Origin of the sequence: Corallococcus praedator, from assembly GCF_003612125.1 — a bacterium.
Lineage (GTDB): Bacteria > Myxococcota > Myxococcia > Myxococcales > Myxococcaceae > Corallococcus > Corallococcus praedator.
In genome coordinates, this window is sequence record NZ_RAWI01000125.1 from 1 (window position 1) to 22,988 (window position 22,988).

Annotated in this window: 23 protein-coding genes and 1 tRNA gene; 2 read left to right on the top strand and 22 right to left on the bottom strand. The window is 70.4% G+C overall.

Going from position 1 to position 22,988, the window contains the following annotated elements; genetic code table 11:
* Positions 1 to 234: 234 nt before the first annotated feature.
* Together D7Y13_RS17870 and D7Y13_RS17875 are read left to right on the top strand one after the other, a co-directional pair.
* A tRNA-Arg gene (locus tag D7Y13_RS17870) sits at positions 235 to 308 on the top strand.
* A 184-nt stretch (positions 309 to 492) separates the two neighbouring features.
* Positions 493 to 1,980, top strand: a complete 1,488-nt coding sequence (locus D7Y13_RS17875; protein WP_120584626.1) for an ELWxxDGT repeat protein — start codon at positions 493 to 495, stop codon at positions 1,978 to 1,980.
* A 24-nt stretch (positions 1,981 to 2,004) separates the two neighbouring features.
* On the opposite strand, the gene D7Y13_RS17880 is transcribed toward D7Y13_RS17875, so the two are convergent.
* The 22 genes from D7Y13_RS17880 to D7Y13_RS17985 form a co-directional block, all read right to left on the bottom strand.
* Positions 2,005 to 3,102: a glycosyltransferase family 4 protein gene (locus D7Y13_RS17880; protein WP_120584627.1), complete on the bottom strand. Its 1,098-nt coding sequence runs from the start codon at positions 3,100 to 3,102 to the stop codon at positions 2,005 to 2,007.
* Positions 3,103 to 3,396: 294 nt separating this feature from the next.
* Positions 3,397 to 4,680: a hemolysin family protein gene (locus D7Y13_RS17885; RefSeq protein WP_120584628.1), complete on the bottom strand. Its 1,284-nt coding sequence runs from the start codon at positions 4,678 to 4,680 to the stop codon at positions 3,397 to 3,399.
* A gap of 81 nt (positions 4,681 to 4,761) precedes the next feature.
* Entirely contained in the window at positions 4,762 to 5,145 is a 384-nt protein-coding gene (locus D7Y13_RS17890; RefSeq protein WP_233595729.1) for a response regulator, read from the bottom strand.
* Positions 5,146 to 5,240: 95 nt separating this feature from the next.
* Entirely contained in the window at positions 5,241 to 6,074 is an 834-nt protein-coding gene (locus D7Y13_RS17895) for a metallophosphoesterase family protein (protein WP_233602211.1), read from the bottom strand.
* Positions 6,075 to 6,153: 79 nt separating this feature from the next.
* On the bottom strand, positions 6,154 to 7,335 hold the full coding sequence (locus tag D7Y13_RS17900; RefSeq protein WP_120535120.1) for a glycosyltransferase: 1,182 nt from the start codon (positions 7,333 to 7,335) through the stop codon (positions 6,154 to 6,156).
* 93 nt (positions 7,336 to 7,428) lie between these two features.
* Positions 7,429 to 8,115, bottom strand: a complete 687-nt coding sequence (gene phoU / locus D7Y13_RS17905; RefSeq protein ID WP_120535119.1) for a phosphate signaling complex protein PhoU — start codon at positions 8,113 to 8,115, stop codon at positions 7,429 to 7,431.
* Positions 8,116 to 8,147: 32 nt separating this feature from the next.
* Positions 8,148 to 8,891 carry a phosphate ABC transporter ATP-binding protein PstB gene (gene pstB / locus D7Y13_RS17910; RefSeq protein WP_233595733.1) on the bottom strand — a complete coding sequence of 248 codons (744 nt, stop codon included), beginning with the start codon at positions 8,889 to 8,891 and terminating at the stop codon, positions 8,148 to 8,150.
* A 41-nt stretch (positions 8,892 to 8,932) separates the two neighbouring features.
* A complete protein-coding gene (gene pstA, locus D7Y13_RS17915) occupies positions 8,933 to 9,844 on the bottom strand; it encodes a phosphate ABC transporter permease PstA (RefSeq protein ID WP_120535117.1) in 912 nt (303 codons plus the stop codon).
* Positions 9,841 to 10,836: a phosphate ABC transporter permease subunit PstC gene (pstC, locus tag D7Y13_RS17920; RefSeq protein ID WP_199732848.1), complete on the bottom strand. Its 996-nt coding sequence runs from the start codon at positions 10,834 to 10,836 to the stop codon at positions 9,841 to 9,843. Before pstC ends, pstA begins: the two co-directional genes overlap by 4 nt.
* Positions 10,837 to 10,894: 58 nt before the next feature.
* Positions 10,895 to 11,719 (bottom strand): phosphate ABC transporter substrate-binding protein, encoded by an 825-nt coding sequence (locus D7Y13_RS17925; protein WP_120535116.1) that lies wholly within the window; start codon positions 11,717 to 11,719, stop codon positions 10,895 to 10,897.
* A 140-nt stretch (positions 11,720 to 11,859) separates the two neighbouring features.
* A complete protein-coding gene (locus tag D7Y13_RS17930; RefSeq protein WP_120535115.1) occupies positions 11,860 to 12,549 on the bottom strand; it encodes a response regulator in 690 nt (229 codons plus the stop codon).
* 106 nt (positions 12,550 to 12,655) lie between these two features.
* Positions 12,656 to 13,135: a SixA phosphatase family protein gene (locus D7Y13_RS17935; RefSeq protein ID WP_120535114.1), complete on the bottom strand. Its 480-nt coding sequence runs from the start codon at positions 13,133 to 13,135 to the stop codon at positions 12,656 to 12,658.
* Between the two features lie 81 nt (positions 13,136 to 13,216).
* Positions 13,217 to 13,675 carry a DUF1634 domain-containing protein gene (locus D7Y13_RS17940; protein WP_120584629.1) on the bottom strand — a complete coding sequence of 153 codons (459 nt, stop codon included), beginning with the start codon at positions 13,673 to 13,675 and terminating at the stop codon, positions 13,217 to 13,219.
* Positions 13,672 to 14,535 (bottom strand): sulfite exporter TauE/SafE family protein, encoded by an 864-nt coding sequence (locus tag D7Y13_RS17945; protein ID WP_120584630.1) that lies wholly within the window; start codon positions 14,533 to 14,535, stop codon positions 13,672 to 13,674. Before D7Y13_RS17945 ends, D7Y13_RS17940 begins: the two co-directional genes overlap by 4 nt.
* 90 nt (positions 14,536 to 14,625) lie before the next feature.
* Positions 14,626 to 14,874: a hypothetical protein gene (locus D7Y13_RS17950; protein ID WP_120535111.1), complete on the bottom strand. Its 249-nt coding sequence runs from the start codon at positions 14,872 to 14,874 to the stop codon at positions 14,626 to 14,628.
* Positions 14,875 to 16,638: a chloride channel protein gene (locus D7Y13_RS17955; protein WP_120584633.1), complete on the bottom strand. Its 1,764-nt coding sequence runs from the start codon at positions 16,636 to 16,638 to the stop codon at positions 14,875 to 14,877.
* A gap of 104 nt (positions 16,639 to 16,742) precedes the next feature.
* Positions 16,743 to 18,341, bottom strand: a complete 1,599-nt coding sequence (locus D7Y13_RS17960; protein WP_120584631.1) for a S1C family serine protease — start codon at positions 18,339 to 18,341, stop codon at positions 16,743 to 16,745.
* Between the two features lie 188 nt (positions 18,342 to 18,529).
* Entirely contained in the window at positions 18,530 to 19,483 is a 954-nt protein-coding gene (locus D7Y13_RS17965) for a metallophosphoesterase family protein (RefSeq protein WP_120535108.1), read from the bottom strand.
* Between the two features lie 13 nt (positions 19,484 to 19,496).
* Positions 19,497 to 20,852: a sensor histidine kinase gene (locus D7Y13_RS17970; protein WP_120535107.1), complete on the bottom strand. Its 1,356-nt coding sequence runs from the start codon at positions 20,850 to 20,852 to the stop codon at positions 19,497 to 19,499.
* Between the two features lie 10 nt (positions 20,853 to 20,862).
* Positions 20,863 to 21,543, bottom strand: a complete 681-nt coding sequence (locus D7Y13_RS17975; RefSeq protein WP_120535106.1) for a response regulator — start codon at positions 21,541 to 21,543, stop codon at positions 20,863 to 20,865.
* A 130-nt stretch (positions 21,544 to 21,673) separates the two neighbouring features.
* Positions 21,674 to 22,177: a hypothetical protein gene (locus D7Y13_RS17980; protein WP_233595732.1), complete on the bottom strand. Its 504-nt coding sequence runs from the start codon at positions 22,175 to 22,177 to the stop codon at positions 21,674 to 21,676.
* A partial coding sequence (locus D7Y13_RS17985) for a hypothetical protein (RefSeq protein ID WP_120630731.1) occupies positions 22,174 to 22,988 on the bottom strand: 815 nt, incomplete at its 5' end. The genes D7Y13_RS17980 and D7Y13_RS17985, both read right to left, overlap by 4 nt.

The window sequence follows — 22,988 nt, forward strand, 5'->3', positions numbered from 1 at the left end:
GGGGGATTCGGTGCAGGCCAGGCAGGTGGCCAGCAGACAGGCGGACAGCAGGGGAGCGCGGTTCATGGGGCCGGGTTTAGTGCATCGCGCCCGGACCTGGCGTCTGTGGGAGGGCCCATCTGTGAAGGAGTGCTCAGCGCTGCCCGCTCCGCGACGGTCCTCCGCTGCCTCCGGATTGCGTGCTTGCGTCGTTCTGGGACTTCGGTTACTCCTCCCACACCGGAAGTCAGTCCTGCGCGATTAGCTCAGCTGGATAGAGCGTTGGCCTCCGGAGCCAAAGGCCGCAGGTTCGAATCCTGCATCGCGCGCAGAAACAAAGGCCCGGAATCATTGGGGAAACCCACTGATTCCGGGCCTTTTTCCGTTCGGGCGCGCAGCCGTCGCCGACGCTCGCGTCCGACCCGGGCACGGGTTGTTCCGCTCGACGCTCCCGCCACCTTCTCGCCCGGTCCCGGCCACGAAGGCCACGGTCCGTACACGAGGAGCAGGGCCATGGGTGAACGAGGGCGGAGGCAGTCCCTGCTGGGGGCCGCTGTGTCGGTGCTGGCGCTCGGGGGATGCGGGGGCGTCGCGCTGGAGGATGAGGCGGGACCCACGGCGTCCCTGGCCCCGGCGGTCCATGCGTCCGCGGATCCCTGGGTGCCCTGCGGCGACCTGGCGGAGCGCGTGAGGGACATCCGCCCGGGGATGCCCGGTTCGAGCCCGGGAGAGCTGGTGCGTGGCACCAACGTGCTCGTCTTCTCCGCCGATGACGGCGTGACGGGGCGTGAGCCCTGGTTCAGCACGGGCGAGCGCTCCGGCACGAAGCTGGCGAAGGATCTCCGGGCGGGAGCGTCAGGCTCGAATCCCTCGAGCTTCACCGTGCTGGGGAGCACGGTCTTCTTCGTCGCGGATGATGGGGTGGTGGGCCGCGAGCTGTGGAAGACGGACGGAACTTCCGCCGGGACGCTGCGGGTGCGGGACATCCGGCCAGGGGCGTTGGGCTCGGCGCCGGAGAACCTGACGGTGTACGCGGGGAAGCTGTACTTCACCGCGGACGACGGCGTGCACGGGCGCGAGCTGTGGCGCAGCGATGGCACCACCGCCCAGACGACGCGGGTGACGGGCCTCCTCCCGCCGGGCACGCAGGGGTCGACGTACACACTGGCTGTGGCGGGAACCTTCCTCTACGTCGGCTACTACGTCCACGGGCCCTCGCTGGACCGCCTCTACCTGGTGAGAACGGATGGCACGCCTGGCGGGCTCGTCCGGTTGGCTGATGCTCCCGAAGACAACTCCTTCGGCGCGATGGTCGCGGTGGGCAGCCGGCTCTTCTTCCTCCAGAACAACGACGAGCCGGAGTGGGGGCTCCACGTGACGGACGGCACGGTCGCGGGCACGCGAAAGCTGCGCGAGTTCCCCGCCAAGCCCCATGACCTGGTCGCCTTCGGAGGGCGGCTCTACTTCGCCTCCGGACCGGGTGCGTACGACCCTCCGGACTACCAGGGCGACGAGCTGTGGCGCAGCGACGGCACGACGGAGGGCACGAAGCTCGTCCGGGACCTCCGGCCGGGTGCGCAGGGCTCGGAGCCGCGCGAGCTGACCGTCTTCCAGAACCGCCTCTTCTTCACGGCGGACAACGGGGTGCACGGCCGCGAGCTGTGGCGCAGCGACGGCTTCTCCACCGTGATGGCGAGCGACCTGGAACCGGGGGCTGTCGGCGCCGCGCCGGAAGGGCTGGCGGGCCATGGGACGCGGCTGTTCTTCAGCGCGAACACGACGGGCCGCGGGCGCGAGCCGTGGATGTTCGACGAGTTCCTCCTCACCATGACCCCGCTGGTCGAAATCGCTCCGGGCCCGGCGTCGTCCTCGCCGGGGGTGTTCGTGCGCTCGGGGTGGGATCTCTTCTTCGCGGCGAACGATGGCGTCACGGGCCGCGAGCTGTGGGCGCTGTCCTTCCGGCCACCGGAGGCCTGCCTCGCGGTGGGGCTCCGTCGGTAGGCGAAGCCCGGCGGGCGCGGGCCCTCAGACGCCCGTGACGTGGCGGATGAAGGCGAGCATCCGGGAGCAGGTGGCATCCAGGTCCATGTGCTCCTTGGCCATCCGGCGGGACTCGCGCCCCATGGCCTCCAACGCATTCGGATCCGCGACCAACGCGTCCAGGGCGTTCGCGAGCGCATCGTAGTCGCCCACCGGCACGATGCGCCCGTCCACGCCATCGCGCACCAGCTCACCCACGCCGCCGGCCGGTGTGGTCACCACCGCGAGGCCCGCGGACTTCGCCTCGGCGATGGCCCAGGACGACATGTCCGCCAGCGTCGGCAGCACGAAGAGGTCCGCTGCCTGCGCGAGGCCAATCAGGTCCGGTGAGTTGGGCTGGACGCCCACGTGGACGCGGACCCCGGGCGGTGCCTCGAAGGCGGAGGACGTCACCACGTCGAGCTGCCAGTTCCGCTGGCGCGTCTCCCGGGCCCACCGCAGCAGGAACTCGCCGCCCTTGCGGCCCAGGTCCCCGCCCACGAAGAGCAGGCGCACCACGCCGTCGCGCGGACGCTGCGCTGGATCCGGGCGCCACAGGGTGGTGTCGACGCTGGGCCACACGACGTGGACCCGCGCTTCGGGCACGCCGTACTCCTCCACGAGGGAGCGCTTGGTGAACTCCGAGAAGGACAGCATGCCCTTGGCGAGGGCGTACGTGCGGCGGTGCAGCAGGTTCTTCGCCCGTCCCAGCCAGCCGGAATGCTGGGAGCGCATCCCGTAGTAGCGGAGGTAGTCCTCCAGTCCGCTGGGCGTGGCGTCCGTCGAAATCACGCTGGGCACGCGGCGCATGAAGTCGTGGGCCAGGTGCGCCATCCGCTGGGTGTGCACGACCGACGCATCGACCGGCTCCTGTGCCAGGGCCCGTTGCAATGCGGAGCGCGTCCTCAGTCCGCCCCTCATGGACAGCCGGGAGCGCACCAGCGGGAGCTGTTCCCACACGTCGTCCACGTGCTCGTCGATGGGCAGCCACACCGGGGTGATGTCATTGCGCCGAGCCATTGCCCGCTGGAGGTTCTGGAGGAAGACCGAATTGCCGAGTGTCGTCTCGATGGCGAACGCGATGCGGGGGGCTGGTGCGGACATCTGCTTCGCCCTCCTTCCGGTGCAGGGCGCTTTTCCGCCCGTGGACGCCGCGCGCGAAAGGGCGCAGGGCGTCCCCTGTCTAGGGAGGCCCCGCGCGTCATGGCCAGCCAGGCACGCCCTGCCACGTCCGGATTCTCACGCGCGGGTCGTACGCATGGCGCCTGGTGCACGGAGCGCACAGCCCCGGGGACGGGGTTGACGGTGGAACGGTGGGCACTCTGAACGCGGAGGCTTTGGCCTCCGGAGCCAAAGGCCATGGGTTTGGAAGGAGGGCCCCGCCGCTTCTTCCGCAGCTCAGGCCTCCGGCTGCACCGGGGGCACCGGCAGGTGGAAGCGCACCTCGCGCACCCGGCGCGGTGATGCCTCCATCACCTCCAGCACCGTGCCATCCGCCATGGGCAGCTTCGCGCCGGGCTCGGGAATCGCGCCTCCCGCCAGCGCGATGCACAGGCCCGCGACGGTGGAGTAGTCCTCGCTCTCCTCCAGCTCCAGGCCCAGCGCGCGGTTCACCTCGCGCAGGCTCGCCTCGCCCTGCACCACGGCCTGCGTCGGGCCCTCGCGGCGCACGCGCTCCTCGGGAATCTCCGACTCACTGAGGATCTCCCCGACGAGCTCCTCCACCAGGTCCTCCACCGTCACCAGCCCCACCACGCCGCCGTGCTCGTCCACCACCACCGCGAGCTGCATCCGGCGGCGCTGCATCTCCTTCATCGCCGCGATGGCGCGCATGGACTCCACCAGGAACAGGGGCGGGCGCAGCACGTCCTCCAGCACGATGAGGTGCCCCTCCCAGGCCACCCCCAACAGGTCCTTGGCCACGATGTAGCCGACCACGTTGTCCAACGTGCCCTCGTACACCGGCATCCGCGAGTGGCCGTGCTCCAGCAGCACCTGACGGATCTCCTCCGGCTTCGCGTGCCGCCGCAGCGCGATGACGTGCTCGCGCGTCACCATCACCTCGCCCAGCGTCAGGTCCCCCAGCTCGAAGGCCCGCGAAGCAATCTCCCCCGCGCGCGGATCCAACGTGCCCTGCTTCGACGCCTCCTCCACCAGCTGCTGCAGCTCGTCCGGCGACAGCCGCGACTCGGTGAAGTTCGTCTTGTCCCCGAACAGCTTCAGCACCACGTTGGAGCTGGCCGTGAGGAACCACACCAGCGGCCGCATCACCCACGCGAGCGCCTTGAGCGGGCGGCCCAGCGTCAGCGCGTACTGTTCGGAGTAGCGCAGCGCCAGGGACTTGGGCACCAGCTCCCCCAGCACCAGCGACAGGTACGACACCAGCGCCACCACCAGCGCGAAGGACACCTGGTGCGCCGTCACCGACGGCACGCCCATGCCCTCCAGCACGCCGCCCAGCCGCTGCGCGATGCTCGCGCCGCCGAAGGCCGCCGCCGTGGAGCCAATCACCGTGATGCCGATCTGCACCGTGGCGAGCAGCCGCTCGGGGTCGTCCCGGAGCGCCGACACCGCCTTCGCGGACTTGCTGCCCTGCTCCAGCAGCTCCTTCAGCCGCGTCTTGCGCACGGACAGCAGGCCCAGCTCGGCGCCCGCGAAGACGCCGTTGGCGAGGACCAGCAGCAGGATGATGACGAGCTCCGTGACGATGGCGGACCTCCTGGCTGTGTCCGCCCGGACCCGCGGCGGAGGACGCCTCCTGTCCTACACCCCCAGGGATTGGAGGAGGAGCGACAATTGGTCGCGGCTCGCACCCTTGGGCAGGTAGTAGTGGGGACCCGACATGAGTGCGCTGCCCACATCCTGGGCCGCCGCCGAGGTCAGGAAGACGATGCGAGGGTTCGTCGACACCCTCGGCAGCTTCTCCACCACCTCCAGGCCGCTCATGCCCGGCATGTTCAAATCCAACAGCATGACCCCGAAGCGCTCCCCTCGCTTGAGCGAGTCCAGCGCTTCCTGGCCATCCGCAGCCTCGGTGGTCTCATAGCCGAGGTCCTCCAGGCTCACCCGGAGAAACTCCCGCCAGTCCGCGTCGTCATCCACGACCAGGACCTTCCGCGCTCCGTCATTCACCGCGAGTCGCCCCAAGCATCCTCCTGACCTGAGGACAACCTCCCGGGGGCCCACTGGCATTCGCGACAGTTGTGTCCCAACTCCTTATGGAGCAGGCAGGCAGCCAGCCCCTAGAACAGCGCCATGCCCAGCTGGCCCACCAGGTACTGCAGCGCGGGCCTCACGTTGTGGACCGCCGTGCGCGGCTTCGCCGGCTCCGCCGCCTGGCACCACGCCGGCTCTTCCACCAGCCGGCCTGCCATGTGACTGAAGACGCGGAAGCGGCCCAGGTCCGTGCTGCTGCCTGAGTTGAAGACGCGCAGCGGACGCTCGCCGGGGCTGCCCAGGTCCAGCTCATGCGGGATGTGCCGGTGGCCGTGCAGCACCAGGTCGCACCTGCCGCCCACGCGCTCCAGCAGCTTCTTGCCCAGCGCCAGCTCAGAGGCGTGCGGCAGGCCCACCTTCGTCGCGATCCACTCCGGGAAGCTCTCCAGCGGCAGCGGCATCACGTGGTGATGCAGGAGCACCGCGACCAGCGTCCGCGGCGGCGCGGCGGACAGGGCGTCCTCCACCTGGGCCACCACGTCCTCCGTCAGTTCCCCATGGCTGGAGAAATAGTTCCGATTGTGGTCACCGGTGGAATCCACACAGACCATGAAGAGGCCTGCCTTCTCCACGGTGTGGACCTTGCGACCCTCCATGAACCGGCTGCCCACGTCCTCTCCTGGACGGTCGTGGTTGCCGGGGATGAAGGTCAGGCGCCCGCTGTCCATCCACGGGGCGAAGTGTTCGCGGAAGCGCTGGAACTCGGCATTGGAGCCGCGGTGCGTGAGGTCACCCGTCACCACCACGTGATCCACGTCCTGGGTCGCCAGTGCCTTCACCAATGAGGCCGCCGACGCATCGCTCTCGCGGCTCATGTCCAGATGGAGATCCGAGAGGTGGGCCAGCTTCAAGGAGGGCATGTTCAAGGAAATAGGCATCGGTTGCAGGCGCGGCGAGGGTCGGAGCACGAAGGATCTCGAAAAGTTGGGCCCCGAGCGTTCAACCCACCCCGTTGCTGGTGATCCACGCCTCGCTTGTCCGCGCACGCAGCGGCACCAGGCGCGTGCCTGACACCACGCGCAACCGCGTGCCGCGCCAGTCCACCGTGCGCCTGAACGCACCGTGCCACCACGCGGCGAACAGGAGCGCGTCCTTCACCAGCACCGCTGGCGCCGCGCGCCATCCCACCGGCTGGGGCCGCAGCGCGCGGAACACCGCCACGTCCACCCAGACCTTGCCCAGCATCACCCCCAGCGCAGCCAGTCCCGTCAGCGCTGACGGGTGCAGCAGCGCGCCCAGCACCGCGAGCGGCACCGGGTTGAGCAGCGCCTGTGCCACGTACGTCGTGGGCGATACCGCTGTGCGGTGGATGACGCTCCAGCGCAGGTAGCGCTGGAAGAAGGCGTCCACGCTCTTGCGCAGCGACACGTTGAAGACAGGGGAGCGGGCCAGCACCACGCGCTTGCCCAGCTTGCGCGTCACCCACTGGCCAATGACGTAGTCCTCCGCCAGCACATCCTTCACGGAGAAGAAGCCGCCCAGCGACTCCACGTCCTCGCGGCGCAGCGCCATGGACTTGCCCACCACGATGTCCCGGTCCGCCAGGTGCTTCGCGGCGATCATCCCCGCCGCCGCGCTGGAGGACAGGTGCAGGTTGTCCAGCAGCGAGCCGAAGGTCTGCTCTCCCAGGCCCGCCACCGGGTGCGTCACGCAGCCCACCGTGGGGTCCTCGAACGCGGCGGCGATCTCCTCCAGGTAGCCTTCGCCCACGCGGGTGTTGCTGTCGCTCACCACCCAGAGGTCGTGCTTCGCCTCCGACGACAGCGTCACCAGCTGGTTCACCTTCGGGTTGAGGCCGGGCTCGCCTTCCTGGAGCACCACCTTCATGACGTGGGGCCACTTCGCCTGGGCCGCCTTCGCCACCGCCCAGGCCGGATCTCGCACGTCCTTCACGCCCAGGAGGACTTCGTAGTGCGGGTAGTCCAGGCGCGCGAACTGCTCCAGGTTCGCCGCCAGGTCATCGTCCACGCCGCACAGCGGCTTGAGGATGGACAGGCCCGGGGCGCGGGAGGTGACCGCCGGAGGCTCGCGGCGGTGGCGGCGCACGAACAGCGCCTGGAGGACCAGGGCCAGGAGGCCCACGACGGACGCTGCCAGGAGGAGGCTGGAGGCGATGAGCATGTCCGCCACCCTACGCAGCCCACAAGGCGGGGCCGGGGCGGCGGGACGGCGGGACGGCCAACTCGCCGTGACACCGCCGTGAACCGCGAACGTCTACTCGGGCAGCTCGCGGCTCTTCGGGTGGCGCACGTCCTTGCCGCGCACCATGTAGATGACCATCTCCGCCACGTTGAGCGCATGGTCGCCCACGCGCTCCAGGTGCTTGGCGATGAACATCAGCGCCGTGGCGCGGCGGATGTTGCGCGAGTCCTCCATCATGTACGCCAGCAGCTCGTTGAAGATCTTGAGGAAGAGGGCATCCAGCAGGTCATCGCCCTTGAGGACCTCCTCCGCCTTGGCCGCGTCGCCGGACACGAACGCGTCCAGGGCCTTCTTCACCTGCTGCTGCGCCAGGTCCGCCAGCTTCGGCGTGTCCACGTAGGGCGCCAGCGGGGGCACCTGGTTCAGGTCCATGGCGCGCTCGGCGATGTTCACCGCCAGGTCTCCGATGCGCTCCAGGTCGGTGACGATCTTCAGCGCGGTGGTGATGAGGCGCAGGTCGCTGGCGGCCGGCTGGCGCAGGGCGAGGATGCGGCGGCACAGGTCGTCGATGTCGACCTCCAGCCGGTTCACCTCACGGTCGGCGCCCACCACCTTCTCCGCCAGGGCCGAGTCCCGGTCGGTGAGGGCGCGGACGCTCTGCGCGACGAGGGCCTCCACCTTGGCCCCCATGGCGAGCAGCTTCTCGCGCAGGTTGCGCAGGTCCTGCTCGAATGCCTTGTCGGTGTGCGTGGCCGCCATGTCGTTTCGTTGCTTTCCTTCGCGCGTGCTTTTCAGCCGAACTTCCCGGTGACGTAGTCCTCGGTGCGCTTCTCTTGGGGGTTGGTGAAGATCCGCTCCGTGGGGCCGCACTCCACCAATTCGCCCATGTAGAAGAAAGCGGTCCGGTCACTCACCCGCGCGGCCTGCTGCATGTTGTGGGTGACGATGGCGATGGTGTACGTGGCCTTGAGCTCGTGGATGAGCTCTTCAATCTTCGCCGTGGCGATGGGGTCCAGGGCCGACGCGGGCTCGTCCATCAGCAGCACCTCCGGCTCCACCGCCAGCGCGCGCGCGATGCACAGGCGCTGCTGCTGGCCGCCGGACAGGCCCAGGGCGCTCTCATCCAGCCGGTCCTTCACCTCGTCCCAGAGGGCGGCGCCGCGCAGGGACTTCTCCACGCGCGCGGCGAGCTTCGCCTTGTCCTTGAGGCCGCCCACGCGCAGGCCGTAGGCGACGTTCTCGAAGATGGACTTGGGGAACGGGTTGGACTTCTGGAAGACCATGCCCACGCGCCGGCGCAGGTCCACCACGTCCAGCGTGCGATCATGGATGCTGCGGCCGTCCAGGAACACCGTGCCTTCGTGGTTCGCGCCCGCGATGAGGTCGTTCATCCGGTTGAGCGAGCGCAGGAAGGTGGACTTGCCGCAGCCGGAAGGGCCGATGAGCGCCGTGACCTTATGCTCGGGGATGGCCAGGCTGACCTGCTTGATGGCCACCTTGCTGCCGTAGCGCAGGGTGAGGTCCCGGGACTCCATCTTGTTGCGCGGGGTGGCGGGGGTAGGGGGCATGGTGTGGGTCAGTGCCCGCTCGCGGCCTTGCGGCGCGTGCGCGTGCGGATGAGGACCGCGACGAGGTTCAGGGCGAAGGTGAGCAGCAGGAGCACCATCACCGTGGCGTACAGCAGGGGGCGGGTGGCCTCCACGTCCGGTGACTGCGTGGCCAGCACGTACGTGTGGTAGCCCAGGTGCATGAACTGCGAGTTGAGGCTGGAGGGCAGGTCCGGCAGGAAGTAGGCCGCGCCGGTGAAGAGGATGGGGGCCACCTCGCCCGCGCCCCGGCTGATGGCCAGCACCGCGCCGGTGAGGATGCCCGGCAGCGCGCCCGGCAGCACCACCCGCGCCAGCGTCTGCGACTGCGTGGCGCCCAGCGCGAGGCTCGCGGTGCGGTGGTCCAACGGCACGGCGCGCAGCGCTTCTTCCGTGGACACGATGACGACGGGCAGGGTGAGCACCGCCAGCGTGAGCGACGCCCAGAGGATGCCCGGCTGCGCCCAGTGCAGCTCCTCGTAGCCCAGGGCGCGGTCCAGGCCCTTGCCCACGAAGAGGATGAAGAAGCCCAGGCCGAAGAGGCCGAACACGATGGAGGGCACGCCCGCCAGGTTCGCCACCGCCACGCGCACCGCGCGGGCGAGCTTCCCGTCCGGCGGCGCGTATTCGTGCAGGTACACCGCCGTCAGCACGCCCACCGGCATCACCGCCAGCGTCATCAGGAGCGTGAGCGCCGCGGTGCCGAAGAGGGCGGGGAAGATGCCGCCGCCCATCATCCCGTCGGTGGGGGACTCGGTGAGGAACTTCCAGGAGATGTGGCTGGCGCCGCCCTTCACCACATCCAGGAGGATGAGGGCCAGCATCGCCACGATGACGAACGCGGCCAGCCCCGTGAGCGACACGAGCGACAGGCCCACCACACGGCGCGTGGCGTGCTTCACCCGGCACCTCCCTTGAGCCGCTGGATGACCTTCTTCGTCCAGATGCCGGCCAGCATGTTGAGCACGAAGGTGAAGAGGAACAGCTCCACGCCAATGAAGAAGAGCAGCGCGTAGTGGGGGCTGCCCACCACCACCTCGCCCATCTCCGCGGCGATGGTGGCCGACAGCGAGCGCACGGAGTCGCCCAGGTTCGCGGACGTAATCGCCGCGTTGCCGGAGGCCATGAGGACGATCATCGTCTCACCGATGGCGCGCCCGAAGCCCAGCACGCACGCGGCGAGGATGCCGGGCGCCGCCGCCGGGAGCACCACCTTCCACGCCGTCTCCCAGGGCGTGGCGCCCAGGGCCAGGGAAGCCTCGCGGTAGCTGCGCGGCACGGCGGTGAGCGCGTCCTCCGTCACCGTGAAGATGACCGGCACGATGGCCAGCGCCAGCCCCAGGCCCGCCACCACCGCGTTGAGCCGGGACGTGAAGCCGAAGGTCTCCTGGAGGAAGGAGGCCATCACCATCAGGGCGAAGAAGCCCAGCACCACGGAAGGGATGCCGGCCAGGAGTTCAATGGTGGGCTTGAGGACTTCGCGCAGGCGGCGGGGCGCGAACTCCGCGGCGAACAGCGCGCCGAAGATGCCCAGGGGGACGGCCACCAGCATGGACACGGCCGTCGTCTTCAGCGTGCCGATGAACAGCGGAATCATGCTGACCTTGGGCACGCCGGACACGGGCTGCCACACGTAGGCCAGCGGCTTTCCCTTCCGCACCAGCTGGGGCAGGAACATCTTGGAGAAGCTTGCCTCCTCGCGCGCCGCCGTGTCGGTGACGAGCGACAGCGCCTCCTTCGCCACGAAGACGAGGATGAGCACCAGCGCGGCGATGCCCGTGAAGGCCACCGCCGTGATGGTCCAGGCGATGAGCTTCTCCTTCAGCTGCCGTCGCCGGGCCTCGGGCGACAGCATGGGCAGCGCCACCGGGGGCGCGAGGTCCTGCTCCTGCATGACCGCCTGTCTATCCAACATGGAGCCCTCGCGCCGGGTGACAATCGTGTGACGGCCACTACTTCACAGGGAAGTAGCCGACCTGGGTGACGATGGCCTGGCCTTCCGCGGACAGCGTGAAGTCGATGAACGCCTTCACGTCGCCGGCGGGCTTGTTGCGCAGGTAGAAGAACAGGTCGCGCGACAGCGGGTACTTGCCGCTCTTCACGTTCTCCGCCGAAGGGGCGAAGGCCTCGTTGCCCTTCTTCACCTTCAGCTCCTTGATGCCCTTGGCGAACGCGGCGCCGCCGTAGCCGATGCCGTTCTTCTCCTTGGCCACCGCGTTGACGACCGCGGCCGTGCCCGGGAGCGTCTGCGCGGCGGAGGCGAAGTCCTCACCGGCGAGCACGGTCTCCTTCACGAAGACGTAGGTGCCGGAGGAGTTCTCCCGCGAGTACAGGACGATGGGGGCATCCGCGCCGCCCACGGCCTTCCACGACGTGGTGTCCCCCAGGTAGATGTCCCGGAGCTGCTCCACCGTGAGCGCGTCCAGCTTGTTGGTTTCGTTGACGTAGAAGGTGACGCCGTCGCGGGCCACGGCGAGCCCCGTGGGCTCCGCCTTGGCGGTAGCCTTGAGCTTGTCCTCCTCCGCCTTCTTCATCTCGCGGCTGGACATGGCGATGTCGGTGGTGCCGTTCTGCAGGGCCGCCAGGCCCGTGCCGGAGCCGCCGCCCGTCACCTGGATCTTCATGGACGGGTTCTTCTTCATGAACGCCTCGGCCCAACGCTGGACCAGGATGACCATGGTGTCCGAGCCCTTCACCGTCACGGTGCCCGCCTGGGCGGCGAGCGGGAGGACGGTCAGGCCGAAGGCGACGAGGCTTGAGAGCAGGGTCTTCTTCATGGGGTGAGTCTCCTTGTGGAGGACCACTGGTGGGTGAACAAGGGGGCGCGGTCGTCGGATCCCGTGTCGTGAACGCGTGACGATCTACGGGGCGGATGTGGCCGCTTGACGGCCCTTGCGTGACAAATGGGTGACGGACGCTATCCGGCGGTGGGGTCCACGATGCGGTAGCCCACGCCGCGCACCGTCTCCAGCAGGGCGCGCGCGTTGCCCAGCTTGTCGCGCAGGCGCATCACGTGCGTGTCGATGGTGCGCGTCTCCAGGGAGCTGGACAGCCCCCAGACCTCCTCCAGGAGCTGCTCGCGCGACTGCACCCGGCCCAGCCGCGCCATCAGGTGCTCCATCAGGCGGAACTCCAGCGCGGTGAGGGACGTCTCCTGGCCCTCCACGTAGAAGCGGTGCGCGGTGACGTCCAGGCGCAGCGGGCCCAGGGCCAGGGGCGGGACGCTCTCCTTGGGGGCGGCGGAGCGCCGGAGGATGGCCTTGAGCCGCAGCACCAGCTCGCGCACGGAGAAGGGCTTGACGACGTAGTCGTCCGCGCCGACCTCGAAGCCGCGGATGCGGTCCGCCTCCTCGCTCTTGGCGGTGAGCATGACGATGAGCACGTCACGCAGCTGCGAGTTGGCGCGCAGGTGGCGGCAGACCTCGATGCCGGACAGGTCCGGCAGCATCAGGTCCAGCAGCACCACGTCCGGGGACTGCTCGCGGGCGGCTGCCAGCGCCGCCTCCCCGGTGAAGGCCAGGCGCGTGGAGAAGCCGGCGCCGCGCAGGTTGAAGTCGATGAGCTCGGCGAGGTCGCGCTCGTCGTCGACGATGAGAACGTGGGACATGGCGCGGCGTACTGTGCGCTCGTCCCTTCGCGCGGGCGTGACGCGCCGGCAACAACTGCGTCACGTCCGTCACGGGGCTCGGGCCCCCGTGCCCCGGGAGGGTGGGTCATGGGCGCCGGAGGGAGCGTCCCGGCGCGGCCAGCCATTGCAGGGAGAACTCGCGCCCATCGGCTCGCAGGGCGACCGCGCAGCCCTTTCGCAGCTTGTCCGGCAGGGCGTGGCCCAGCGCGAGCTCGGCGGCGCGCTCCAGGGAGGGGTTGTGTCCCACCAGCGCCCAGCCCGGGCCCACCTCGCGCGCCAGCTTCAGCACGTGGTGGGCCGCGCCCTTCATGGGGACGAGGGCGGGGTGGATCTCCACGTGCGACAGGCAGAGGGCCTCCGCGAGCAGCTCCGCGGTCTGCACCGCGCGCACCAGGGGGCTGGTGAGGATGCCCATGAGCGGGGTGAGGCGGGCAATCTTGCGCGCGTGTTGCCGGAAGGCGGCGCGGCCCTTGGGGGTGAGCGCGCGGGCCTCGTCGCCCAGGACGTGGGAGTCCTCGGCCACGGCGTGGCGCACGAGCAGGAGGGGCAGTTCGTGGTCGGCCATGGGCGCGGGTTGTAGGGCGTTCCCCGCCCGCGTGTGTGACGAATGAGCGAACCGCGTCAGGCCAGGGCTTCGGGGTGTGGACTACTCCACGCCGCCCAGCAGGAACGCGAGCAGCAGCAGCGCGAGCACGCCGGTGGTGATGGCGGCGTAGGCGCGGTCCCGCTGCGCGCGGAAGATGCTCAGCGACAGCGCCACGCGCAGCACGGGCACGGTGATCATCACCAGCAGGCCCGCCATCACGAAGGACTGTCCGCGCACGGCCATCACGCCCTCGAAGACGTCCGACAGCCGGTGGGGCGCGGAGTCCGGCGAGGTGAGGCGCTGGAGCGCGTCCGGCGACGAGAAGTAGTCCGGGTGGCGGAAGAAGGTCATCACCATGCCGCACGTGACGAGCGACAGGCTCAAGAGCACGCCGCCGCGCAGCAACTGGCTGATGAGCAGCTCCGGCGTGAGCGGCACCGTCTCCGGGAGGGCCACGGGGTGGACCGCCGCGGCGGGGAGCTCCTCGGGAGCACGGGGTTCGGCGACCTGCGGGCTCATCCGCGAACTCCCTTGGCCAGCATCTCGAAGGACACCCACAGCAGGACGGCGACGAAGAGCATGCGCAGCGAGCCGCTCTTGAGCTTCGTGAGGTAGCGCGAGCCGGTGAACGCGCCCACCGTGACGCCCACGCAGACGGGCCCGGCGATGAACGGGTCGATGTCGCCTCGCGCGAAGTAGATGCCCGCGCTGGCCGCCGCCGTCACGCCGATCATGAAGTTGCTGGTGGCGGTGGACACCTTGATGGGCAGCCCCATCGCCAGGTCCATGGCCGGCACCTTCAGCGCGCCGGAGCCGATGCCCAACAGGCCACTCACCGTGCCCGCCACGTACATGAGCCCCAGGCCGGCGAGGGGGCGGTGGACGCGGTACGCCACCAGTTGTTCGGTGGACGCGTCATAGTAGCTGCCATGCAGGGCCAGCCGGTCCGCGAGCATGTCCGGTGGAGGTTCCACGCGCGGCGAGCCGTCCTCGCGCAGCTTGCGCAGCATCGCGAGCGCCGAGTACGCCATCACCGCGCCGAAGAGGAAGTACAGCGCGCGGCCGCTCACCACGCCCGCGAGCATCGCGCCCGTGACGGCGCCGGCCACGGTGGCCAGCTCCAGGAACATGGCCACGCGCAGGTTGGCCAGGCCGTCGCGCACGTAGGCCGCCGCCGCGCCGCTGGAGGTGGCGATGACGGACACGATGGAGGCCCCCACCGCGTAGCGGATGTCCACCTTCAGCACGAGCGTGAGGACGGGGATGAGGATCAGCCCTCCGCCCAACCCCAGCAGCGAACCCAGGAGGCCCGCGCCCATGGACACCAGCAACACGATGGCGACGAAGTTGAAGGGCGTGGCGTCCAAGACGGCGGCCATCTTCCTCCCGCGCTCCCCGCATGCAAGCGGTTCACTCGGAGCCCGTCTGGTTGCCTGCCCGCATCCGCCCCGGGGTGACAGGGTGGGTCGTCAGCGCTTCGGCGGGTGTTCCGACGGGGCCCCGGGCTTCGCGTCCGGCTTCGCGTCCGGAGGTTGGGGGACGGGCCATCCCTGGAACAGGGGCCAGCCCCGGTACGGATTGCCCCGGGTCGGCGCTTCCTCGGGCGTGGGTTCTTCGGGGTGTCTGGGAGGGGGCGGGGAGCGCAGCAGCACGTAGGTGAGCACGAGGCACAGCAGGCTCATCGCGACGATGCTCCACGCCCGGGCCCGGGGCTCCATCTAGAAGCGCCCCCGCTTGAGCAGGTCGCCCTTGGAGAGCGCACCCAGCAGGTGCCGGCCTCCGTCCACCACGGGCAGGTGCTCCAGCGACGTCTGCCCGAACCGCGCGGCCACCTCGGAGAGGGACAGGTCCGGGGTGATGGGCTGCACGCCGGAGTCCATCACGTCCGCGGCCACGGTGGCCTGGAGCAGGGAGTGGTCCGGCAGGTGGCCCTTGAGCGCGTCCAGGGTGATGACGCCCAGCAGGCGCCCCTCCGCGTCGGTGACGTAGAGGTCCGCGCCCGGCGGTTGCTCCAGCAGCAGCACCACCACCTCGTCGAAGGGCGCGGAGGGCGGCACCCGCTGCGTCACCGGAGAGAGCATCGAGCGCACTCCCTCCTCGCGCAGCCAGTGTGGCACGGACGCGGGCACGCGCACGTCGCGCTTCACCAGCACGGAGGTGTAGAGCGACTCCGGCTCCAGGCGGCGGCTGACGACGGCGGCCACCACCGCGGCGAGCATCAGCGGGAGGATGAGGTCGTAGTCGCCGGTCATCTCGAAGATCATCAGCACGGCGGACACCGAGGCGTGCGTGGTGCCGGCCAGCACCGCGCCCATGCCCAAGAGCGCGTACGCACCGCTGGGCGCTCCACCCGGAAGCACCCGCTCCACCATCATCCCGAACGCGCCCCCCAGGAGCGCGCCGAAGAAGAGGGAGGGGGTGAAGAGCCCGCCCGGCACGCCCGCGCCCGCGCACAGCGACGTCACCGCCAGCTTCGCCAGGGGCAGCAGCAGGAGCAGCGTGAGCGGCAGCGTCCCGTGCAGGGCCATGTTCACGGAGTCATAGCCGTTGCCCATGAGGTACGGCCCCGCGAGCGCGGTGATGCCCACCAGCGTCATCGCTACGAGCGGCATGAAGGGCGCGAGCCACACCGGCAGGCGATCCAACAGGTCCGAGGTGAGGTTGATGCCCCGGACATAGAGCGCGGAGGCCCCGCCCACGAGCACGCCCAGCATGAGGGCCAGCAGCAGCTCGCGCGGGTGGATGAGCGCGTAGTGGGGGATGACGTAGCTGGGATGATCCGCGATGAGCGTGCGCGACACGAGCGTCGCCACCACGCACGAGACGACGATGGGGCCGAAGAGCTCCAGCGCGAAGCTGCCCAGCAGCACCTCCAGCCCGAAGAGGGCCGCGCCGATGGGCACGTTGTACGCGGACGCGATGCCCGCCGAAGCGCCGCACGCCACCAGGACGCGCGCCTGCCCCGGCCCCAACCGCAGCCAGCCGGACAGCGCCGAACCGCTGGCCGCACCTGTCTGGAGGAGGGCGCCTTCGCGGCCCAGCGGCGCCCCCAGCGCCACCGCGATGATGGAGACGAAGCCCCGCAGCAGCGCGCGCGGGAAGGGCAGGCGTCCGGACTTCACCCAGATGGACTCGATGATGCCCGCGGTGCCATGGCCTCGCAGGGGCTGTCCCACCAGCAGGGACACCAGCGTCACCAGCGCGCCGCCGAGCACGGGCACCAGGAACCGACGCCAGCCCGGGGACGCGAGCGCGCCCTCGAGGAAGTGCTCGGAGTTGCTCTGCCAGAACAGGTGCTGGGTGAAGCGCAGCACAGCGAGGAGCGCCACCGCGCCCAGGCCAGAGATGAGGCCCACACCCACCACCAGGACCCAGAACCGTCGCTCCTGCCCCAGCAGCCCCCGGAGGATCCGCCGCAGCCAGGGCGACGGCGCCCCCGTCCTCAAGTCAGGGTGGACTGCTCCGGCTGCGGGTTCGGGCATGGCCTCCACACTTGTCCAATGCAGGGCCGCTCGGACGGCCTTCCCCGGAAACGGTGTGCTGTCTCCAGGGCATCGCCCGTCCGGCCGTCAGGTGGACGGGAGGGTTACTTGCTCGAAGCGGGTCTTCCCGTCGGGCTGCTCGCGGGCCGCCGTGCTCCGGAGTTCCGGCCAGGAGGCAGGGGCGTCGGCGTGCCCCCCGCCGGTTCGGACGCGAGGCCCAGGTGGATGCCCGCGGGTGGATTCTTCAGCACGGATTCGGTCCGGGTCGCTGACTCGGTGACGTCCGGCGCGAAGCGGTCCGCCAGCTCCGCGGCGGCGTCGCTCAGGTCGCGGTGCGCGACGATGGTGCGCTCCAGCGTCTTGCTGAGCCGGGCCGACGTGTCGAAGGTCTGCCGGGACTCGTCCGAAGCGGGCAGGGAGTCCTGGTAGGAGAACGCGAGCGTCGCGTCCCGGCGCAGCGCATCCAGGAGGCGGGCAAGCTGCTGCTGGAGCTCCGCGTCCTGCTCCGCGCGCGTGCGTTCGAGCAGTCCGCGCTCTCCGCCGAACCAGACGCGGCCCGCGCGCCCGAAGCCCTCCTCCACGGAGGCCACGGGCAGGTCCTCCAGCACGACGAGCGGATGCACGCGGCGCGGGAAGTCCTGGCTGTACAGCGCGAAGAGCAGGGTGCCATCCGCGCGAGGGAACACCGCCGCGGTGCGCGAGCCGAAGGGGAAGAAGGGCGTGGCGGACACCTCCGCGCGCTTCGTCATGCGCGCGCGGGCCAGCGCATCCAGCGGTGGATTGGCCTCGGCGCGCTTGGGCGTCCGGCGCAGGTTGTTCATCAGGTCGCGCGCCTGGTCGATGCCCACCACCACGTTGAGCGCGCTGCCTCGCGAGTAGCCCGCGTGGTAGACGCCGACGAGCTCGAACTCGCCCGTCTTGCAGGAGATGGCGAGCACGGGCGACCCCGAGTTGCCCTGCGACAGGAGCGCGTCGATGACGAAGTCGTCGTGGTACCACTCCTTGTACTCGTCGCGGTCGTAGGCGGAGATGACCTTGCCCATGTTGGTGGCGTTGAAGACGCCCAGGGGGAAGCCGCGCACGTCCACCACGTCGCGCTCGCGCACGCCGGCGCTGCGGCCCACCTTCCACGGCAGCACCGTCAGCGGCGTCTTCGACTTGATGACGGCCAGGTCCAACTGCGGATCCACCACCGCCTTGGACAGCGGGATGTCATCGCGGTCGTAGGCGTCCGCCTCGTTCTCCACGATGCTTAAGGCGTCCTTCACGCGCTTGCAGCCAGAGGGCACGTTCTCCACGGCGTGCGCGTCGCTGGTGACGTCCGGCCACTCCACGACGTGCTCGTTGGTGAGCAGCAGCGTCTCCCCGGCCTGCTGCCGGTACGCGAACGCGGTGCCGTGCGCGGACACCGACGTGCGCGTGCGCCGCACGTTGCCCTCCGCCCCGTAGGACAGGCACTCGTACACGGCGGTGCTGCGCACGCAGTACGTGTACTTCTTCTTCACCGACTGCTCGAAGGCGCGGGCCTGGGCGGACAATGCGCTGTAGCTGTCCGCATATTCGCCCTCGCAGAAGGGCGCGGGCTCGGGCGTGCTGGCCTGGGGCTGGGCCTGTGCCTGCGGCGGTTCGGCGGGAGGCGGCTGCGCACCCGCCGTGGCCAGGGATACCGCCACCACCGACAGTCCGACCGTCCACCAGACCATGGCCCCTCCCGCTGTGAGTGTCGTCGCCTCTTTGTTGCTAAGGCTCCCGGCGCCCGTATGCACCTGTGCGTGCGGGGCGCACGGCGGAATTCACGGGGGAAAAAGCCCGCTGTCCGTCAGAAGCGACGACGCGCGTGTCCATTCCCGGACGGGCCGCTCCACGCGCACGCACCCGGTGGGGGCAACGCTCACCCGTCCAGGTCGTTGAGCGCGTCGAGCGGCAGCGGCGCCGCGCCCGTCACCGTGCCGTCCATGTCCGTGGGCAGCGTGGACGGGTCGACTTCCGTGGGCGGGTGGTTCTCGAAGGGCGCGGCGACCGTGGGCCGCGCGGAGCCCGCGGCACCCGGAGGCGGCCGCAGCACGGGCCCCGGAGGAGGCAGCCCCGAGTGCCGCCGCGCGGCCTCCATCAGGGCGTTGTGGTGGCGGTAGCGCGCCTCCACGAGCTTGTGGATGAGCAGCGGCCCGCCGGGCACGCGGCGCGCGGTGAGGGCCTGGGTGGCCTTGCGCACCGGGTAGCGCACGCGGCGGATCTGCACGCGCCAGCCCTTGGGGGTGAAGGTGAAGACGCCGTAGGCGGGCCGCAGGTCGCCGTCGCGCGGGATGCCGGCGCTGGCCACGTCCGCGATGAGCATCCGGCCCACGCGCCGACGGTAGGGGAAGTGCAGGTGGCCGAAGGCGCACGCGGCCGCGTCCAGGTGCGTGAAGAAGCGGCGCACGGCGTGGTCGTCCAGCGTGGGGTCCAACGACTCTTCCAGGTTGCGCGGGTTGGCGTGGCAGATGAACAGGTCCTGCCCCTTGCGCGGCGTGTAGCGCAGCGAGAAGGGCATCTGCCCCAGCTGCTGCAACAGCGTGTCGCCCAGCTGGTCGCGCGTCCAGCGCAGCAGCTCCGTCTTCCAGTGGTCGCGTTCGCGGTACGCGCCGCCCAGGTAGTTGCCGGCGAGGTACGCGTCGGTGTTGCCCATGATGAGCGCGTTGCAGCGGCTGAAGAGCAGCTCCACCGTCTCGCGCGGATGGGCGCCGCGCAGGGCCAGGTCTCCGGCCGCGACGATGTAATCCGGCGCCACCGATTTGGTGATGTCGTCCAGCACGGCCTCGCAGGCCGGAAGGTTTCCGTGAATGTCCGCGAGGATGGCGACCCGCATGGCCGCCCCCATCCTAGCCCGTCGCCGCCGTCGGGCCAGCCGCCGAGGGTAGAAAAATGACGAAGGTGCTGCCCGCGTTCGGCTGGCTCTCCACCTTCACCTCGCCGTCCATCGCGCCCATCAGGTGCTTCACGATGGAAAGGCCCAGCCCCGTGCCCCCCATGTCCCGGCTTCGGCCCTTGTCCACCCGGTAGAATCGCTCGAAAATCCGGGAAAGATGCTTGGGCTCGATTCCCACGCCTGTGTCGCGCACCCGCACCACGCACCGGCCGCCCTCATACGCTCCGTCCACGTCCACCCGTCCACCGGCGGGCGTGTACTTCACCGCGTTGTCGAGCAGGTTGAGGAGCACCTGCTCGATGGCCCGCCCATCCCCCAGGGCCACCAGCTGCGGAGGGATGTGCAGGCCAATCTGCTGGTTCTTGCCCTCGGCCTTGGGACGCACGCCCTCTGCGGCGCGGGAGACGGCCAGCGCGAGCGGCACCTCGGTGCGCTGGAAGGTCATCTCGCGCGCCTCCAGGCGGGACAGCTCCAGCAGGTCCTCCACCAGTTCGGAGAGGCGTTCGGACTGGCGGTGGATGATCTCCACCATCCGGGGGGCGACCTGGGCGTCATTGAGCGCGCCGCCCTGGAGCGTTTCGGCATAGCCCCGGATGGCGGTGATGGGGGTGCGCAGCTCGTGGGAGACGTTGGCCACGAAGTCCTTGCGGACCTTCTCCAGCCTTCGCAGCTCGGTGACGTCGTGGAAGACGGCGGCGCTGCCGGGCAGGTCGCGTCCCACGGGCGTCACGCGCACGGCCAGCGTGCGGGAGAACAGGCCCTCGAGCGTCAGCTCCAGCCGCGTGGATGCCCCCTCCTGGCAGGCGCGGGCCACCGCGTCGTTGAGGGCCTCGTTGCGGATCAGCGCGAGCGGCCGCTGTCCCACGATGGCGCCCTGCGCGGGCCGGAGCATCTCCGCGAGCGCGTCGTTGTGGCGCACCACGGTGCCCTCCGCGTCCGTCACCCACAGGCCCTCGGCCATGCCATCCAGCACGGCGGTGAGGGTGCGCGCCTCCTGGTTGAGCGCCGCGTTCTGGGTGGACAGCCGGTCATCCAGCGTGTCGATGGCGTCTTCCAGCTGCGCCAGGTCGTCGGTGCGCTCCACGCCAGCGGGGAACATCACGCCTTCAGCCAGGGACTGCGTCTTCTGGGTCAGGGCGCGCAGCTGGCGTTCCATCGCCACGCGGCTGGTGCCCAGCGCGAGCGCGGAGCCCGCCAGGGTGACGAGGCCGGCGGCGAGCGCGCCGGTGGGCTGGCCGAACAGCACGAGCAGCGTGCTCACCAGCAGGGCGGGGACCAGCAGGGCCAGGAGCGTGGAGCGCAGGGGCATGGCGGTTGTTTCAAGGAGGGCTGAGCTTGTAGCCCACGCCGCGCACGGTCTCGATGATGTCGCCCGCGGGCCCCAGCTTCTCGCGCAGCCGCTTGATGTGCGTGTCCACGGTGCGGGTGTGGATCTCCGCCTGGATGCCCCAGACGTCGGAGAGCAGCACCTCGCGCGTCTGCACCCGGTCCATGCGCTCCAGCAGGGTGCGCAGCAGGCGGAACTCCAGCGCGGTGAGCACCACCTCCTCGCCCTTGACGCGCACCTGGTGGCGCGACGTGTCCAGGCTGATGTCGCCCGCGCCCAGCACCGCGGCGGGGCCTTCCTCCGCGTCCGCGCGGCGCAGCACGGCCTTCACGCGCAGGAGCAGCTCGCGCACGGAGAAGGGCTTCACCACGTAGTCGTCCGCGCCCAACTCCAGGCCCTGGATGCGGTCGGCCTCCTGGCCCTTGGCGCTGACGATGACGACCGCAGCCTTCTTCAGCTCCGGGTCGTTCTTGAGCATGCGCAAGACTTCGCCGCCCGCCACGTCGGGCAGCATCAGGTCCAACAGCACCAGGTCCGGAGGTTGCGCCCGGGCGCGGGCAAGGCCCCCCGCGCCGGTGTTCGCCGTGTCGGTCTCGAAGCCCGCCGCGCGGAGGTTGTAGTCGACGAGTCCGGCCAGGTCCTGCTCGTCCTCGATGATGAGGATGCGCGCCATGAAGGTTGCTCCCGCGAAGGGGATGGAATGCGTGGCGTCCCGTAACAGATTCGTTCCGGCCCGCTCGGGACAACCATGTGACATCCACGCGCCATGCCTGCCCGCCTCCCCCTTGAAGGGGCAGGGGGCTTCAGCGCGGGAACACCGGATCACACGCCTGTTCGGTCAGCTCGATGGGCGCCGCCACCAGCGCCGCGTTGCGGCCCGCGTTCACCTCGCGCAGGTAGTTGCAGGAGCTGCCCAGGAAGCGGGTCGGCGTGTCGGCGGACAGGGCCTCGATGACGAGCGCGTAGTCGCGCCCCACCGGCACGTCCACGGCCAGCTCCATCGACGCGCCCCCGGGCGCCGAGGCAAAGCGCAGCGTGCGCCCCGACTTGCCGTCCGCGTCCTCCAGCTCCAGCAGCGCGCCCGACTCCACCTGCGCGGAGAGGCAGGTGCGCTGCAGCTCCGTGCAGTTGCGCTTCGCGCCGTCCTTCAGCACGGCCACCTGATAGGCGCCCACCTGACTGGCGACGGCACGGCTCAGCGTGATTTCCAGGCCCACCGGCATGGCGTCCGGAGCGGCCTCCGGCCCGCAGCCGCCGAGCACGGCGCCCCAGGTGAGCAGCAGGCACAGGCTTCCCTGGCGTCTCATGGGATGGCGTCCTCCACGCGGATGGTGATGGGAACCCGGCCCCGGTCCTCGGAGGAGGTGAGGGCCACGACGCCCGCAGTGCCGCCAATGGCCACCGCGCCCACGGCCACCCAGACCCAGGGACTCTTGTACCAGGGGCGGCCCTGGCCCTCCGTCAGCGTGGCGGCGGGGGTGTTGCGGGACGCGACCTGGAAGAGGAGGGGATGGAACGGGTCCCCGCGTCCGGCCAGGCGGCGCTGCGCCGCGTCCACGACCTCGAAGTAGTACTCCACCTCATAGGAGGTGCTCTCCACGGGCAGCTCATAGGAGGGCAGCACGGCGCGGTACTGCTCTGGCTGGGAGCGGTCGCGCACGAAGTCCACCGACGAGAAGGCCTGGGCCCCCGCGCGCCGGTAGAATAGCCGCGCCCTCGCCCCCAGCGCCATGTCGCGCAGCGTGGCCCGCACCTCGACCGTCTCCCCGGGCGTGGGGTCCGGGATGGGGTCCACCTGAAGGGTGACGGGGAGGACGCGGCGGTTCTTGAGGTCCTCCTTCAGCTTCGCGAACAGGGCGCGGATTTTCGGCGGCGCGGAGCGGGGCAGCTCGAAGTCCGGCCGGGCCTGGAGCAGCTTCTCGTAGGCCCCCCGCGCCAGGGCCTCGTCTCCCACGTAGAGGGCGGTGAGGCCCTGCAGGCGGTAGAGCTCCACCAGCTCGTCGTCCGTGACGTCGGGGGCATCCAGCCCGCGCTGCACCACGTCCAGCGTCTCCTGGAAGCGGCCGGCCTCCAGCAGCTCGCGGGCTTCCGCGATGGCGGGGCTGGCCGGTCCCAGCT